18 protein-coding genes are annotated in these 15,319 nt (G+C 67.6%); 10 read left to right on the top strand and 8 right to left on the bottom strand.

Annotated features, from left to right (window positions below):
* Both ACNQVK_RS36835 and ACNQVK_RS36830 read right to left on the bottom strand, forming a co-directional pair.
* Nucleotides 1-2,145: an FUSC family protein gene (locus ACNQVK_RS36835; RefSeq protein WP_418033805.1), complete on the bottom strand. Its 2,145-nt coding sequence runs from the start codon at nt 2,143-2,145 to the stop codon at nt 1-3.
* 11 nt (nt 2,146-2,156) lie between these two features.
* The gene (locus ACNQVK_RS36830; protein WP_205265235.1) at nt 2,157-2,732 is read right to left on the bottom strand and encodes a TetR/AcrR family transcriptional regulator; all 576 of its coding nucleotides are present in this window, start codon (nt 2,730-2,732) and stop codon (nt 2,157-2,159) included.
* Nucleotides 2,733-2,855: 123 nt separating this feature from the next.
* Here ACNQVK_RS36830 and ACNQVK_RS36825 point away from each other — a divergent pair, with 123 nt between their 5' ends.
* The 3 genes from ACNQVK_RS36825 (at nt 2,856) to ACNQVK_RS36815 (ending at nt 5,458) form a co-directional block, all read left to right on the top strand.
* The gene (locus tag ACNQVK_RS36825) at nt 2,856-3,491 is read left to right on the top strand and encodes a TetR/AcrR family transcriptional regulator (protein ID WP_418034576.1); all 636 of its coding nucleotides are present in this window, start codon (nt 2,856-2,858) and stop codon (nt 3,489-3,491) included.
* 72 nt (nt 3,492-3,563) lie between these two features.
* On the top strand, nt 3,564-4,526 hold the full coding sequence (locus ACNQVK_RS36820; protein WP_418033803.1) for an SAM-dependent methyltransferase: 963 nt from the start codon (nt 3,564-3,566) through the stop codon (nt 4,524-4,526).
* Complete coding sequence (locus tag ACNQVK_RS36815) at nt 4,523-5,458, top strand: class I SAM-dependent methyltransferase (RefSeq protein WP_418033801.1); 936 nt, start codon at nt 4,523-4,525, stop codon at nt 5,456-5,458. The genes ACNQVK_RS36820 and ACNQVK_RS36815 overlap by 4 nt, the downstream gene beginning before the upstream one ends.
* 70 nt (nt 5,459-5,528) lie before the next feature.
* On the opposite strand, the gene ACNQVK_RS36810 is transcribed toward ACNQVK_RS36815, so the two are convergent.
* Both ACNQVK_RS36810 and ACNQVK_RS36805 read right to left on the bottom strand, forming a co-directional pair.
* Entirely contained in the window at nt 5,529-5,726 is a 198-nt protein-coding gene (locus ACNQVK_RS36810; protein WP_044514431.1) for a hypothetical protein, read from the bottom strand.
* 159 nt (nt 5,727-5,885) lie between these two features.
* On the bottom strand, nt 5,886-6,053 hold the full coding sequence (locus ACNQVK_RS36805) for a hypothetical protein (protein WP_167333287.1): 168 nt from the start codon (nt 6,051-6,053) through the stop codon (nt 5,886-5,888).
* Nucleotides 6,054-6,271: 218 nt separating this feature from the next.
* Between ACNQVK_RS36805 and ACNQVK_RS36800 the strand changes: the two genes are divergently transcribed.
* From ACNQVK_RS36800 to ACNQVK_RS36775, 6 genes are read left to right on the top strand one after another with little or no spacing between them, the layout of a single operon-like run.
* Entirely contained in the window at nt 6,272-7,135 is an 864-nt protein-coding gene (locus tag ACNQVK_RS36800; protein ID WP_418033799.1) for an SDR family oxidoreductase, read from the top strand.
* Nucleotides 7,136-7,140: 5 nt separating this feature from the next.
* Nucleotides 7,141-8,106, top strand: coding sequence for an NADPH:quinone oxidoreductase family protein (locus ACNQVK_RS36795; RefSeq protein ID WP_418033797.1), 966 nt, complete (start codon nt 7,141-7,143; stop codon nt 8,104-8,106).
* Nucleotides 8,106-8,801 carry a haloacid dehalogenase type II gene (locus tag ACNQVK_RS36790; RefSeq protein ID WP_418033796.1) on the top strand — a complete coding sequence of 232 codons (696 nt, stop codon included), beginning with the start codon at nt 8,106-8,108 and terminating at the stop codon, nt 8,799-8,801. The genes ACNQVK_RS36795 and ACNQVK_RS36790 overlap by 1 nt, the downstream gene beginning before the upstream one ends.
* 9 nt (nt 8,802-8,810) lie before the next feature.
* Nucleotides 8,811-9,533 (top strand): methyltransferase domain-containing protein, encoded by a 723-nt coding sequence (locus ACNQVK_RS36785; RefSeq protein ID WP_418033794.1) that lies wholly within the window; start codon nt 8,811-8,813, stop codon nt 9,531-9,533.
* Complete coding sequence (locus tag ACNQVK_RS36780; RefSeq protein ID WP_418033792.1) at nt 9,530-10,018, top strand: DUF456 domain-containing protein; 489 nt, start codon at nt 9,530-9,532, stop codon at nt 10,016-10,018. The genes ACNQVK_RS36785 and ACNQVK_RS36780 overlap by 4 nt, the downstream gene beginning before the upstream one ends.
* Nucleotides 10,015-10,551: a YceI family protein gene (locus ACNQVK_RS36775; RefSeq protein ID WP_418033790.1), complete on the top strand. Its 537-nt coding sequence runs from the start codon at nt 10,015-10,017 to the stop codon at nt 10,549-10,551. Before ACNQVK_RS36780 ends, ACNQVK_RS36775 begins: the two co-directional genes overlap by 4 nt.
* A gap of 111 nt (nt 10,552-10,662) precedes the next feature.
* Here the strand turns inward: ACNQVK_RS36775 and ACNQVK_RS36770 are convergent, their stop codons facing one another.
* Together ACNQVK_RS36770 and ACNQVK_RS36765 are read right to left on the bottom strand one after the other, a co-directional pair.
* Nucleotides 10,663-11,463: a tyrosine-protein phosphatase gene (locus ACNQVK_RS36770; RefSeq protein WP_418033788.1), complete on the bottom strand. Its 801-nt coding sequence runs from the start codon at nt 11,461-11,463 to the stop codon at nt 10,663-10,665.
* A complete protein-coding gene (locus tag ACNQVK_RS36765) occupies nt 11,460-12,680 on the bottom strand; it encodes an acyl-CoA dehydrogenase family protein (protein WP_418034574.1) in 1,221 nt (406 codons plus the stop codon). The genes ACNQVK_RS36770 and ACNQVK_RS36765 overlap by 4 nt, the downstream gene beginning before the upstream one ends.
* Nucleotides 12,681-12,735: 55 nt before the next feature.
* Here ACNQVK_RS36765 and ACNQVK_RS36760 point away from each other — a divergent pair, with 55 nt between their 5' ends.
* Complete coding sequence (locus ACNQVK_RS36760) at nt 12,736-13,197, top strand: DUF1348 family protein (RefSeq protein ID WP_418033787.1); 462 nt, start codon at nt 12,736-12,738, stop codon at nt 13,195-13,197.
* On the opposite strand, the gene ACNQVK_RS36755 is transcribed toward ACNQVK_RS36760, so the two are convergent.
* Together ACNQVK_RS36755 and ACNQVK_RS36750 are read right to left on the bottom strand one after the other, a co-directional pair.
* The gene (locus ACNQVK_RS36755; protein WP_418033785.1) at nt 13,143-14,387 is read right to left on the bottom strand and encodes an MFS transporter; all 1,245 of its coding nucleotides are present in this window, start codon (nt 14,385-14,387) and stop codon (nt 13,143-13,145) included. The two genes, ACNQVK_RS36760 and ACNQVK_RS36755, sit on opposite strands and share 55 nt — an antisense overlap.
* A gap of 46 nt (nt 14,388-14,433) precedes the next feature.
* The gene (locus ACNQVK_RS36750) at nt 14,434-15,315 is read right to left on the bottom strand and encodes a LysR family transcriptional regulator (RefSeq protein ID WP_418033783.1); all 882 of its coding nucleotides are present in this window, start codon (nt 15,313-15,315) and stop codon (nt 14,434-14,436) included.
* Nucleotides 15,316-15,319 lie beyond the last annotated feature (4 nt).

Here is a 15,319-nt window from a genome sequence, read left to right as displayed (position 1 = left end):
CTAACCCACCGACTCCGCCGGCTGCGGGTAGAGCAACTCCAGCTCGCCGAGATGCGCTGCGGCCGTCACCAAGGGCAGCGCTGCCGAAACGGCGAGATCCGTCCCGGCGGCCTCGGCGCGCAACGACACCACGAAGCTCTCCCCGATCGGCACCAGTACCGCGGTGGCGTTGTCGCCGGTGAGCCGGGCGCAGATGGCCGCGGCGTGCTCCTCGATCACTTCGCGCGTGCGGGCGTAGACACCGAGCGGCGGGGGCACGACGTCGGCGATGAGCTCGGCTGCGGCCCGCACCCGGTTGGCCCGGTTGGCCGCGCGTACCACCGGGGCTCGTTGGTCGCTGGGCCCGCCGTTCTCCGAAAGATATTGACGGACAGCATCATCAAGGGTTCGGGATGCGGAAAGCGCGTCGTGGCCCAGTGCGACGACGCGGTCGGTGGCCTGTTCGGAAGCGCCCCGGGTCACACGAAGAACGGCGTGCTTCAGGAACTGCGCACCCACCGCGCGGGCCTGGTCGATCGCCTTCGACACCGACGCCGTCGCGCCGCGCGGCCACAACAGCAGCGACACCACGATCCCGACCATCGCGCCGACCACGACGTCCTCGACCCGGACCAGCCCCACGCGCCAGCCCGTCGGCACGATCAGGTTGAAGTTGATCAGCACCATCATGGTGAACGCCGCCTGCCCGGCGATGAACGATCCGACTTCGGGCACATAGGCGGACCCGAATGCCACGAGCGGCAACAGGATCCACAACACCACGGGGTCCACCCCGACGAACTCGATGAGCACCGCACCCAGCACGAAGCCGATCGCGGTGCCGGCCACGGCCCGCAACACGCGAGTGCCGGTGGTCAGGGCGCTGCTGCGCAGCACAGACATCGCGCCCAGGACCACCCAGAATCCGTGCTGCACCGGAAACACGTGCGTGACGGCTACCGCCAGCGCCAAGCCGAGCCCGGTGCGCAGGCTGTTGCGCAGCACCACCGCTCGGGTGGCGACCAGACCTCTGGCGATGGCCGCGACGGCGACGGCCTCGGGCATCACCCAGTCGGCCGCACCGGTTTCGGGCAGGCGCCGGCCCAGCACCCGGGCCCATACCGGGCGCGCGTCCGCCAGCGCGGCATTGCCGATCACCCGTCCGGTGACCGCGATGGTCGCCGAGATGGTGCGCCGGACCAGCAGTCCCCGCCCGAGTTCGACGGCGGCCGAGTCGTCGGCCGTGCCCAGGATCTGGGTGATGTCGTCGCGATAGCTGCCCTGGGCAACCGTGCGCTGCTCGGCCAGTGCCGCACGCAGATCGATTCCGCGCGCGGCTCGTTCGGCTGGATCATGGATCCGCAGCAGCGCGGCGCTGTCTCGCAGCACCCGCACCGCGGGGTCGCGCATGGCACCGAGCAGTTCCCCGGTGTCGTCGGTGACCTGGTCGCAGATCCAGCCGAGGTCGTCGACGACGCGCACCAGCGCCCGGCTGCCCGCGCTGAGGGCGACAGGCCGGTAGTCCGCGCCGAGGAAGCTCTCGTACAGCTTGTTCATCGCGCGGGTGACGTCGCGGGCCGAGGCCTGACCCTCGAGCCGGTCGGCCAGCAGCCGGCACACCCGCGCCGAGTAGCGGCGCAGCTCGTCGTGGTGCTTCGGACGGAACAGGAACAGCGCGGCAGGCACGCAGATCACGAGCGCGATCAGCCAGCCCAGCAGCCGGTCGGGTATCGGGCCCACGGGAGTGCACAGCGGCAGGACGAACAGCAGCAGCGTGGCGCGCTGCCCGGCGGCGACGATCTCACTGAGCACTCCGGAGAACGACACCACCATGCCGACGACGAACATCGCCGCCACGCTCAGCCACGGATACGGAGCCAGCACGGTGCCCAGCACGATCAAGATGGCGCCGTTGACGGCCAGGCCGCCGTACGCGACGGCCCGCGCAGGCCGGTTGCCGGGGAAATCGGCGGTGATGAGCAGGGAGACCGCGCCGAAGATCGCGAACAGCGGTGTCTGGGAGTCGCCGCCGACGGCGAAGCCGACCGCGGCGGCGATGGGCAGGACGATGGCGGCTCGCAGGGCGCGGCGCAGCGCGTCGTAGTCGGGGTCCTTGTCGCGGAGGCGATCAGCTGCCCGGCGCCAGATCTCGGCCGGGGTCAGCATGATCGCCGATGTTAGACCGGTTGGTCTGATCCGGCGGCCGGACTGAATCGGCCCGACTCCAGCGCGTCGCGCATCTGCGTGGTGATCCACTGCAGGGCGTCGACGTCGCGTGGCAGGGTGCTCTGCTCGAAACCGACGATCAGATAGACGCCCCAGGCTGCGAAGTACCGGGCGTTGCGTTCGTCGCCGATGAGCTCGAGCGCGGATTCGAAGAGGATGTCGAAGCGCAGCTGATCGACCACGGCCTGGACGGCGTAGACATCCGGATCCAGCGAGCTCCACACCCGGATCGCCGCTTCGGCACCGTACGGCAGGTCCAGTGTCTCGCCGATCAGGGTCTCGATGCGGTGGTGCGGATCCTCGTCGGCGCGCACCATCTCCACCACCCGCAAGGTGCGGGCCTCACGCCAGTGCGCGATCAGTTCCTTCGTGTACGACGCCCAGTTGGGGAAGTAGTGATAGAAGGACCCGGTTGTCACGCCCAGGCGGTTGCACACTTCGGCAAGTTTGAGGCCGCCGTATCCACGATCGGACAACACGTCCAGACCGGTTTCGAAGTACGACTCCCGTGAAACAACCCCCGCCATGAGGGACCACGCTAGTTCGTCGCCGATTTTCGGGCGCGGCGGGGCTTTGCTGGTCAGCCGCATTTAACGCACACAAACATGACGGCACCGGGACTCTCAGGTGACGTGTGGCACAATTTGAATGTGGCCCACACAGCGAGCCGAGGACCGGGACGCCCTCCCGCAGCAAAGGCAGCGGAAACTCGTGAGCGCATCGTGCGTGCTGCCCGTGAAGTTTTCAGCGAACTCGGCTATGACGCAGCTACATTCCAAGCGATCGCCATCCGTGCTGATCTCACGCGCCCGGCAATCAATCATTACTTCAGCAGCAAACGTGTCTTGTATCGCGATGTGGTCGAGCAGACCAACGCGAAAGTAATCGCCGCGGGCATTTCAAAAGCGCGCGAAGCCACGACTCTGCTGAACCGGATATCAGCGTTCTTCGCCGCGGCGATGGATGCCGATTCCACGGACCGATCGGCGGCCGCCTTCCTGGTCACCTCGGTTTTGGAAGCCCAGCGACATCCGGAGCTGGTTTCCGAGGAGCACGACGCGCTGCGCAGCTCGCGGGAGTTCGTCAAGTGGGCGGTCGACGAGGCTATCCAGCGTGGCGAGCTCAGCACCGACACCGACATCCCGGCCATCGTGGAGATGCTGGTCGCGGTGATGTGGGGGATGGGCTTTTACGCCGGTTACGTGGGCCGTCGTGACGACGTGGCCGTCATCGTGGACAAGTTCGAACTCTTGATGGCCAACAAGCTCTGGCAGCTGCGCGACTGACCTGCCGGCACCGTGAGGTGCCCCACATAGCCGTATAGCTTGGCTAACTTCTTCGGTAGCATTGTTTGGCAAATGACTGATCTGAGCGATGTACGGCCGGGTCGAGCCGAGGGCGACAGTTGGGATGTCACCGAGAGCGTCGGGGCTACCGCGCTCGCGGTAGCTGCCGCCCGGGCCGCCGAGACCGTACAACCCGATCCCCTGATTCGCGACGAGTTCGCCTTCCTGCTGGTGGCTGCCGCCGGCCCGGCGTGGGCGCAGCTGGCCGGTAGCGAACCGCACTGGATCGGTGACAATCCGGAAGCCCACCGCATCCACGTCATGGCCCGCAACTACCAGGCTGTGCGTACCCACTACTTCGACGACTACTTCACCGAGGTCACCCACGACGGCATTCGACAGGTCGTCATCCTGGCCGCGGGTCTGGACTCGCGCGCCTTCCGGCTGGACTGGCCGGCCGGTACCACGGTGTATGAGATCGACCAGCCCAAGGTGCTTGAGTACAAGACCGAGACCTTGCAGGCGCACGAGGCGGTCGCCCGGGCACAGCACGTGCCGGTGCCGATCGATTTGCGCGAGGACTGGCCCACAGCGCTGATCGACGCCGGATTCGACCCCGCACAACCCACGGCCTGGCTGGCCGAGGGTCTGCTGCCGTACCTGCCCGGTGAGGCTCAGGACAGGCTGTTCGAACTCGTCGGCGCCAACAGCGCACCGGGCAGCCGCCTGGCTGTCGAGGACTTCGCGATGGACCCGGCCCGCTACACCCCTCAGAAGCGCGCCGCGCGCCGCGCCCGGGGCGAGCACATGCGGACCTCGCTGGGGCTGGATATCGACGCTGACGCGCTCATGTACACCGATGGCGAGCGGGCCGACGCCGCCGAATGGCTCGCGGCGCACGGCTGGGATGTGGACGCGGTGGACAGCCCCGACGAGATGGCCCGGTTGGGCCGGCCGGCCGGCGTCGACGAATTGGCTGAACTCGGCTTGGACAGCGTGCTGTTGCGCGCCCGATTGGACGGAGAATCCCGATGAGTTCACTGCGCAGCCACGACGACACCTGGGACATCGCCACCAGCGTGGGCTCGACGGCCGTCATGGTCGCCGCCGCCAGGGCCGGGGAGACCGAACGCGAGGACGCGCTCATCAACGACCCGTACGCCAAGATCCTGGTGGTCGGTGCGGGCACCGGGGTGTGGGACACGTTGTTGGACAACGATTTTGTCAGCAAGGTGGAAGGTCTCGACGCCGAGGCCGCGCAGATCTTCGCGCACATGGGCAACTACCAGGCGGTGCGCACCCACTTCTTCGACGGGTACTTCACCGAGGCCGCAAAGGCGGGAATCCGGCAGGTCGTCATCTTGGCCTCTGGGCTGGATTCCCGCGCATACCGGTTGGACTGGCCGGCCGGCACCACGGTCTACGAGATCGATCAGCCCAAGGTGCTGGAGTACAAGGCCGAGACCTTGGCCGCCCACGGTGCGCAGCCGTCCGCGCGGCGCCATGAGGTGGCCATCGATCTGCGTCAGGATTGGCCGACGGCGCTGCGGGAGGCGGGCTTTGACGATGGGCAGCCGACCGCGTGGCTGGCCGAGGGCCTGCTGATGTACTTGCCCGCCGACGCCCAGGATCGACTGTTCGAGCTCGTCACCGAGCTGTCGGCCCCGGGTAGCCGGATCGCGGCCGAGACCGCCGGGGTGAGTTCGGCCGAGCGCCGCGAGGCGATGCGGGAACGCTTCGAGAAGGTCGCCGACCAGTTCAACATGGGCTCCGCGCTCGCTGTCGCCGACCTGATGTACGAGGATCCCGACCGTGCCGACGTCGCCGAATGGCTGCGGTCGCACGGTTGGCAGGCGGAGGGCGTGCACTCGTTGGACGAGATGCGCCGGTTGGATCGTCTGGTCCAGCTCGGCGAAGAGCCTGAACGCGACGCGTTCTCGATCTTCGTTACGGCTGAAAGGCTCTGAGCCCGACCCTCCCCCGAACAACGAAAGGGGCGCCCCGGTTGTGGGGCGCCCCTTACGTTTTCGTTGCCGGTCAGCGGTTCGACATCGCCTTGGTGCGATTCACGTTGGTGTGCTTGACGGTGGTGTCGACCTGAGGAACGGTCGCCTTCTGATGCATCTGGTGCACCCAGAGGTGGTGGTCGACTCCGGCCGAGGCGGGTGCGGACAGGCCCAGAAGGGCTGTGGCCACTCCGCTGACGAGCAATGCAGGAACTCCGAACTTATTCATCTATTTCTATCCTTTTTGGGAACACATTCCGTAGTAGATCAACCGACTGACCTGTGGGTTTAATCCCGCTAAACCTCGACTGGTGCCGTGACAGTGGTCACTGGACCTGCCGGGTCATCGGGACCTGTCCACGTGCTGTGTCCCCAAGCAACTGCCGTCTCAGTGGCTCTGGTGCACAGTGGTGTCGACGTGCGGCACGGTCACGTGCGGACCGATCTGATCCAGCCAATCGTGGTGGGACACATCGGCCGACGCGGGGCCGGCGAGACCCAGGACGGCGGCGGCCAGACCACTGGCGATCATTGCGGTGAACCCGAACTTCTTCATTTCCTCTGCCTCTTTCTCAATCTTGCTTTCTTGATTGGTTCAACTAAAGGCGGCGCCGGTTGATTCCTGATCAGCACGGTTGGCGGCAATTGACCGTTCGGTGGCAGAAATGCGTCGTCCCGGGCGGTAGCCGACCCGGTTGACCGGGAGTTATCCGCCCGCCGTATACAGGAGGGGAGCTGAGCCGTTTTGCGGCCCGTTACCGAGGAGGAATCCCCATGCCAGGAGTGCAGGACCGCGTCGTCGTCGTCACCGGAGCCGGTGGAGGTCTGGGCCGCGAGTACGCCCTGACGCTTGCCCGCGAGGGCGCCAGCGTCGTCGTCAACGACCTCGGCGGTGCCCGCGACGGATCGGGCGCCGGCCACAACATGGCCGACCAGGTGGTCGAGGAGATCAAGGCTGCCGGTGGCCGCGCGGTCGCCAACTACGACAGCGTCGCCGAGCAGGCGGGCGCCGAGAACATCATCAAGACGGCGATCGACGAGTTCGGCAAGGTCGACGGTGTGGTGAGCAACGCCGGCATCCTGCGCGACGGCACCTTCCACAAGATGACCTTCGAGCAGTGGGACGCCGTGCTCAAGGTGCACCTCTACGGCGGCTACAACGTCATCCGCGCGGCCTGGCCGCACTTCCGCGAGCAGAGCTTCGGCCGCGTCGTCGTCGCCACCTCCACCAGCGGTCTGTTCGGCAACTTCGGTCAGGCCAACTACGGTGCGGCCAAGCTGGGTCTCGTCGGTCTGATCAACACGCTGGCCCAGGAAGGCGCCAAGTACAACATCAAGACCAACGCCGTCGCGCCGATCGCCGCCACCCGCATGACCCAGGACATCCTGCCGCCGGAGGTGTTCGAGAAGCTCACCCCCGAGTACGTCGCCCCGGTCGTGGCCTACCTGATGACCGAGGAACTGCCCGACACCGACTCCGTGTTCATCGTCGGCGGCGGCAAGGTTCAGCGCACCGCCCTGTTCCAGAACGACGGCATCACCTTTACCGAGGTGCCGTCCGTCGATGAGATCGCCGCCAAGTGGGGCGAGATCACAGACCTGTCCGCCGCGCAGCAGGCCAGCTTCAAGCTGGGCTAGAACCAGTGAAAGCGCTTGTAGCGCAGGCACTTACCGGTACATCCGGGCTGGCGTACGTCGACGTCGACGATCCTGTGTCCCCCGACATGGTGATCATCGACGTCGGCGCCGCCGGCGTCTGCTTCCCCGATCTGCTGTTGTTGCGCGGCGAGTACCAGCTGCGGCTGGAACCGCCGTTCACGCCTGGCATGGAGGTGGCCGGAACGGTGCGCTCGGCACCCGAGGGCTCGGGGTTCACCCCGGGACAGCGGGTTTCGGCGATGACCATGCTGGGCGGGTACGCCGAGCAGGTGGCGGCCGTGCCGGCCAACGTGATTCCCACTGCCGACGGCCTCGACGATGGCGAGGCGGCATCGCTGCTGGGCAATTACTACACGATGCAGTTCGCGCTGGCCCGCCGGGGCGGGCTGCTGCCAGGGGAGACCGTCCTGGTGCTCGGCTCGGCAGGTGGCATCGGCGCCGCGTCGATCCAGTTGGCCAAAGCCATGGGTGCCAAGGTGATTGCGATGGTGCACCGGTCCGGCGCCGAGGAGTTCGTATCGTCGCTCGGTGCCGACGTGGTGTTGCCGCTGGCCGATGGCTGGCGGGAAGCCGTGATGGAAGCCACCGGCGGTCAGGGCGTCGACCTGGTCGTCGACCCGATCGGCGGCGAAGCCTTCGACGACGCGATCCGGGTGCTGGCCCCAGAAGGTCGGCTGCTGGTCATCGGTTTCGCCGCGGGCGGCGGGATCCCGACCGTCAAGGTGAACCGGCTGCTGCTGCGCAACGTCAGTGTGGTCGGTGTCGGCTGGGGTGAGTTCGTGCGCCGCCACCCGGCCGCCCAGGCGGAGGTCGGTGCCGAGCTGACGAAGTTGGTGGCCGGCGGGTTGCGTCCGCCGCCGCCGGTGCGGTTCCCGTTGTCCGAGGGGGCGGCTGCACTCGATGCACTGGCCAACGGTTCGGTGCGCGGGAAGCTGGTGCTGGAGCCGTAATGAGAGCCCTGGCCTTCGATGTGTTCGGGACCGTCGTGGACTGGCGGTCCAGCATCATCGGTGAGCTGGAAGCCTTCGGAACAAGCCAGGGGCTGCAATGGGATTGGCCGGCCTTCGCCGACGGTTGGCGGGCCGGCTACGCCCCGGCGATGGACCGGGTGCGCCGCGGTGAGCTGCCGTGGACCAGGATCGACGATCTGCATCGCGCGATCCTGGTCGACCTGCTCGGTGCCGCGGGCATCCGGGCCGGGGACGCTGAGATCGACCACCTCAACCGGGCCTGGCACCGGCTCGACCCGTGGCCGGATTCGGTGGTCGGGCTGACCCGGCTCAAGCAGCGCTACCTCATCACGACGCTGTCGAACGGCAACGTCTCACTGCTCACCAACATGGCCAAACATGCCGGGCTGCCATGGGATTGCGTGATCTCGGCCGAGCTGTTCCGGCATTACAAGCCTGACCCGGAGGCCTATCGGGGCTGCGCCGGGCTGCTCGACATCGCGCCCGAGGAGCTGACGCTGGTCGCGGCCCATCCCTCTGACCTGCGGGCCGCCCGCGCGGCCGGGCTCGGGACCGCGTACGTGGCCCGGCCCCTGGAGTACGGGCCGGACCGGGCTCCGCACGACGTCGCGTCCGACGACTTCGACATCATCGCGACGGATTTTGTCGACCTTGCCGACCAACTCGGTGCGTAGCGTAGAGGTGTGGATACCGCATCGAGTGGGGCATTGCGCAAGGCGCTCGATCTCCTGATCGATCCGCCGGCCGAGCCTGATGTCGGCAAGGGATATCTCGATCTGCTGGGGGAGGGCAGTGACGCCCCCAAGAATGCGGGATTCATCCAGAAGGTGTGGGCGTCACCGGTCGGGTCGATGCTCTACGACAACGCCCAGGCCCTCGCCCGCAAGGTGATGACGGCGTGGCAGGAGCCCGCCGAATGGCTCGACATCCCGCCCGGCGGAATCGCCCTCGATGTCGGTAGCGGTCCAGGGAACGTGACGGCCGCACTGGCCCGGGCGGCCGGGCTGGACGGGTTCGCGTTCGGCGTGGACATCTCGGAGCCCATGCTGGCCCGCGCGGTAGAGGCCGAGGCCGGCCGGCAGGTGGGTTTCCTGCGCGCCGACGCCCAGAAGCTCCCGTTCCGGGACGACGTCTTCGATGCGGTGACATCGATCGCGGCGGTGCAGCTGATCCCCGACGCCGAGGCAGCGCTGGCGGAGATGGTGCGGGTGCTGCGTCCCGGCGGGCGTATCGCGATCATGGTGCCCACGGCGACGACCCGTGGGCCGGCACGACTGCTGTCGAAGGGCGGGGCCCGCTTCTTCGCCGAGGATGAGCTCGCCGATCGGTTCGAGGGGCTGGGGCTGGAGCGGGTACGTTCCAAGACCATGGGCACCATGCAGTGGGTGCGCGGGCAGAAACCGTGAGCACCCTTGGCGTTGTTCTCGTTGCGTTGGTGATCGCCGTAGGACTGGTCGGCATCGTGCTGCCCGTCCTCCCCGGCGGCGGGTTTCTGGTATTCGCCGCGATCGCGGTGTGGGCCATCGTCGAACACACCACGGTGTCGTGGGTGACGCTCGGTATCGCGGCCGTGTTCTTCGTGACGGCCGAGGTGATCAAGTACGCGTGGCCGGTCCGGCGCATGCGGGCCGCCGACGTGAGGATCTCGAGTCTGGTGGCCGGTGGGGTGCTCGGCCTGATCGGCTTCTTCGTCATCCCGGTGATCGGTTTGGTGATCGGCTTCGTCGCGGGGGTGTACCTGGCGGAGTTGGCCGCACGGCGTGACTACCGGCGGGCCTGGGCGTCAACGGTGCACGCACTCAAGGGGGTTGCGCTGTCGGTCGGCGTCGAGCTGACCGGTGCGCTGCTGGCGACCATCACGTGGGTGGCGGGTCTGGTGATCGCGTCGTGACGCAGTGGAACCTGGGCCCCGACACGGGCGAGTTGCTGCTGCGTACCGGCGTGACGGGTAGTGCGTCGCGCATGGGCCATCGGTTGACCATCGCGATGCGCTCATGGCACGCGACGGTGGAATGGGACGGTGAGGTGCCGTCGTCGGTGGAGGTGACGGTCGACCTCGATTCCCTCGACGTGCTTCGGGGCGAGGGTGGCATGACTCCGTTGTCCGGCGCCGAGAAGGTGCTGATCCGGTCCAATGCGTTGAAGACATTGCGGGCCAAGAAGTTTCCGCGAGCGGTTTTCCGGTCCGGCGATATCGTCCGGGAGGCGGACACGTACCGGGTCGAGGGGACACTCGAGATCGGCGGCCGCAGTGGCGACCAAGTTGTGGATGTCCGGGTCGAGGGGGACGGAATCGGGCGGATCAGCGGCCAGGCGCAGGTGCGGCACAGCGATTTCGGGTTGAAGCAGTACTCGATGCTGATGGGCGCGATGAAGGTGGCCGACGAGGTCGAGGTGAGTCTGGTGGTGACCCAACCGGCCTGACCGGCACGTGGCGGTGCCCGTTGACTTCGACACCACGCACACCGCTACCCGTAAAAATGCAGCGTCAGCTCAAAGTCAACAAGGAGCTTCTGCCGTGTTGGTCTCGCGGCGTCAGCCGAGCAGGCCGGACCGCAGCGCCGCGAGATCCTCGGCCGACACCCCGGCCGCGTCGAGGAAGCCGCCCACCGAGCCGTACGCCTCGTCGAGTTTCTTCCACGCGGCGGCGAGGTAGTCCTCGCGCACACCGAGAACCTCGTCGGTCAACCGCGCCTCGGCAAAGGTGATCACCTCGGGCGTTCCCTCGGCGCGGTTCCGCACATTCTCCAGAATCCGTTCCCGTAGCGGCGAGATCGCCTCGTTGCTGCGCAGGAAGTCCGCGATCACCAGATCGTTGTCGACGCCGGCCGCGTGCAGCACCGTGGCGACGGTGAACCCGGTGCGGTCCTTGCCGGCGAAGCAGTGCGCGATCACCGGACGTTCCTGGCTCAGCAGGGAGATCACCTGGCGCACAGCGATATGCGCGCCCGGCAGGGTGGGGAACTCTTCGTACACCTCGGTCATGTAGCGCTTGGCCGATTCGCTGACGTCCTCGTCGCCGGGCGACTCGGACATCACCCGCTGGAACGTCGACTCGTGCGGTGCATCCTGATTCGACGAATCGTCGGGATGGAACGGCAGCAGGTGGATCGACACGCCGTCGGGCACCTGGCCCGGCCCGTGCCGTTGCACCTCACGGCCCGAACGCAGATCGGCCACATCGGTGATGCCGATCTGGCGGAACTCCTCACGGCCGATGTCGGACAGCCGACTCAATTCACTGGAGCGGTAGAGCAGTCCGGGCCGGATTCCGGTGATCTCGGCGACGTCCCGAAAGTTCCACGCCCCCGACAATTCTCCGAGTTGGGCGGTCACTGCGCAGTCACCGCCGCCGTCGCGAGCGGGGATTTCTCCCGGCCGAGCTCCGCGCGCGCGATCGTCCGCATGTGGACCTCGTCGGGGCCGTCGAACAGCCGCATCGCGCGGTGCCAGCTGTAGAGCCGGGCCAGCGGGAAGTCGTCGCTGACCCCGGCGGCGCCGTGCACCTGGATGGCCCGGTCGATGACGTTGCAGGCGATCTGCGGGGCCACCGACTTGATCTGGGAGACCAGCACGTGCGCGGCCTTGTTGCCCTCCTGGTCGATCATCCACGCGGCCTTCTCGCACAGCAGCCGGGCCTGGTCGATCTCGTTGCGGGACTTGGCGATCGACTCGCGAACCACGCCCTGCTCGGCCAACGGCTTGCCGAACGCGACGCGCTTCTGCACCCGGTCGACCATCAACGCCAGGGCCCGTTCGGCCGCACCGAGCGCGCGCATGCAGTGGTGGATGCGGCCCGGGCCCAGCCGGGCCTGGGCGATCGCGAAACCGCTTCCCTCTTCGTGGAGCAGGTTTTCGGCCGGCACCCGCACGTTGTCGAACACGATCTCGCAGTGCCCGTGCTGGTCCTGCCAGCCGAATACCGGCAGCGAGCGCTGGATGTCCACCCCGGGAGTGTCGACGGGCACCAGGATCATCGACTGCTGCGCGTGGCTGGCAGCGTCCGGATTGGTGCGGCCCATCACGATCAGGATCTTGCAGCGCGGATCGGCCGCCCCGGTGATCCACCACTTGCGGCCGTTGATCACATAGTCCGCACCGTCGCGCAGCATCGTCGTCTCGATGTTGCGGGCATCCGAGGACGCCACGGCGGGCTCGGTCATCGCGAACGCGCTGCGGATCTCACCGGCAAGCAGCGGCTCCAGCCACTGCTTGCGCTGCTGCTCGTCGGCGAACAGATGCAGGGTCTCCATGTTCCCGGTGTCCGGGGCCGCGCAGTTGAGCGCCTCGGGGGCGATCTCCATGCTCCACCCCGACAGCTCGGCCAGCGGCGCGTACTCCAGGTTGCTCAGTCCGGACTCCGAGGGCAGGAACAGATTCCACAGGCCCTGCTCACGCGCCTTGACCTTGAGCTCCTCGACCACCGGCGGCACCGTGTGATCCTTCGGGCCCTTCTCCTCGCGGTAGGCGTGGTACGAGGCTTCCGCCGGCAGCACGTGCTCGGTCATGAAGTCGGTCAACCGGGAGTGGTAATCAGCCGCTTTGGCCGACATCGCGAAGTCCATGCCAGCCACGATAGCCACATGGTTAGACAGGTAGAAAGGTGGCATGACCGACAGTCGCCCGCCTTTCCCGCCCTTCACTCTGGAAACAGCGCTCCAGAAGGTTCAAGCCGCCGAAGATGCCTGGAACACCCGCGACCCGGAGCGGGTCAGCCTGGCCTATACGCCGGACTCACAGTGGCGCAATCGCGACCTGCACATCGTCGGCCGCGAACAGATCGTGGAGTTCCTGACCGCCAAGTGGGAGCGCGAGCTGGATTATGTCTTGCGGAAGGGGCTCTGGTCCTTCAGCGAGGACCGGATAGCTGTGCGGTTCCAGTACGAATGGCATGACGCGCAGGGCCAGTGGTACCGCAGTTACGGAAATGAACTATGGCAGTTCACCCCGGAGGGCTTGATGGCCCGCCGCGAGGCCAGCATCAACGACGTCCTCATCGAGGAGTCGCAGCGGCGCTACTTCGGTCCGCGCCCGGAATCGGAGTACGGCCGCGACATCGAGCTCTGGTAGCTGCCCAGAGTGCAGGCCAGCACGCCTGCCAGCACGGCCAGACCCATCACGGTCCCGGCCACGGCAGGCCAACCGGCGGAGTCGAACGCCAGCCCGCCGACCCAGCCGATCACGCTGGAGCCCGCGTAGTAGAAGAGGTTGTACAGCGAGGACGCCTGTGCCTTGCCGTCGCCGGCGGCTGCGCCGACCCAGCCCGAGGCGATCGCATGCGCGCCGAAGAATCCTGCGGTGGCGATCACCAGTCCGATCAGCACCACGATGACGTTGCCGGCCAGTGTGATCGCGACGCCGGCAACCATCGTGGCGATCGAGCCGAGCAGCACGGTCTTGCGGCCGAACCGGCTGGCCTCGGCGCCGGCCCGGGCCGAGGCCCAGGTACCCGACAGGTAGGCCAGGAACACCAGGCTGACCACGGTCTGGGGCAGGCCGAACGGTGGGGCCATCAGCCGGAACCCGAGGAAGTTGTACATCGCCACGAACCCGCCCATCAGCAGGAATCCCTGGCTGTAGAGCACCAGCTGGCGAGGCGAACGCAGGTTCTCGGCCAGCCGCCGGGCCAGGTCTCGGTTGCGGGCCGGGGTGAAGCCGCGCGCGGGTGGGGCGAGTTTGACGAAGGCGAACGCCGACAGCCCACACAACACCGCGACCACCAGTACGCCGACGCGCCATCCGGCGAACTCGGCGATCGGTCCGGTGACCAGGCGGCCTGCCAGGCCGCCGATCGTGGTGCCGGCGACGTAGGTGCCCGCCGCGCGGGCGGCATGTCCGGCGTCGATCTCCTCGGTGAGGTAGGCGATGGCCACCGCGGGCACTCCGCCCAGCATCAGCCCTTCGAGAAAGCGGCCGGACAGCAGGAGTGCCGCGCTCGGGGCCAATGGTACGACCAGCCCGAGAACCGTTGCCGCAGTGATGGAAATCGTCATGGCCTGGACTCGGCCGATCCGGTCGGCCAGGGCTGACCACGGGATCACGCCCAACGCCAGGCCGACCGTGGCGGCTGAGATCGTCAGCGCGGCATGGGCAGCGCCGGTACCCATGTCGTGGGCGATCAGCGGGAGAACGGCCTGGGGCGAGTACAGCTGCGCGAAGGTGGCGACGCCGGCGCAGAACAATGCGGCCAGCAGGCGTCGGTACTCGCTCGAGCCACGTGAATGCCCCTGCCAGTCAACGGAGGTCAGGGAGGTGGACACTCAGACGACGGTAGGGCGCCGGCAAAGATGTGTCCAATGCATGAGCCTAGTCAATATCATGCACATTGTGCATGACGAACTCGGCCAGGCGCTCCGCGGCGGGCGGCAGCGGGCGGTCCGCGTTCCAGGTCAGGCCGATCTGACGTTTGGCAGAACTCTCCGACAGCGGTATGTACGCTGCTCCCGGCTCGGCCCGTTCGGGCCGCGGCACCGGCACGACCGCGACGCCGAATCCCGCCGCCACCAGCCCTTCCATGGTCGGGATCTCCATGGCCTCGAACACCACCGGCGGTGAGATCCCGGCTTCGGCCCACAATTCGTCGGTGAGCTGGCGCAACCCGAAGTCCGGTGCCAGCGCGACGAACGGTTCGGCACCGGCGTCGGCCAGCCGGATCCGGGACCGTCGGGCGAAGCGATGCTCGCGCGGAACTGCCAGGCACAGCCGCTCCATGTACAGGCCGCGCCAACGGAAACCCTCCGGGCGCGGTGACGTGATCGCCAGGTCGGCCTCGCCGTTGGCCAGGCGTTCGACGATCTGGTGGGCCGCACCCTGGAACAGCTCGAAGCGCACCGACGGGGCCTCGGCGCGGAACCGCCGCAACAGCTCGGGCACGAACCAGCCGGCCTGCGAATGCAGGAACGCCAACCGCACCGTCCCGGTATCGGGATCGCGCAACTCGGCGATTCGCTCGGTGGCTGTATGGATTTCGCCGATGCTGCGGCGGGCGTGCTCCAACAGGATGCGACCGTAGGCGTTCAGCCGAAGCCGTCGGTGGACCCGGTCGAACAGCGGCACCCCCACCTGCTCCTCGATCCGGGCCAGCGCGCGCGACAGGGTGGGCTGGCTGATGCCGAGTTCGGCTGCGGCGTCGGTGACATGCTCGGTCTCGGCAAGCACCACGAACCACTGCAGCTCGTCCAGATGCATACCG

The sequence above is a fragment of the Mycobacterium sp. 134 genome, assembly GCF_048282715.1.
GTDB lineage: Bacteria > Actinomycetota > Actinomycetes > Mycobacteriales > Mycobacteriaceae > Mycobacterium > Mycobacterium septicum.
This window is presented reverse-complemented; position numbering and strand designations above follow the sequence as displayed.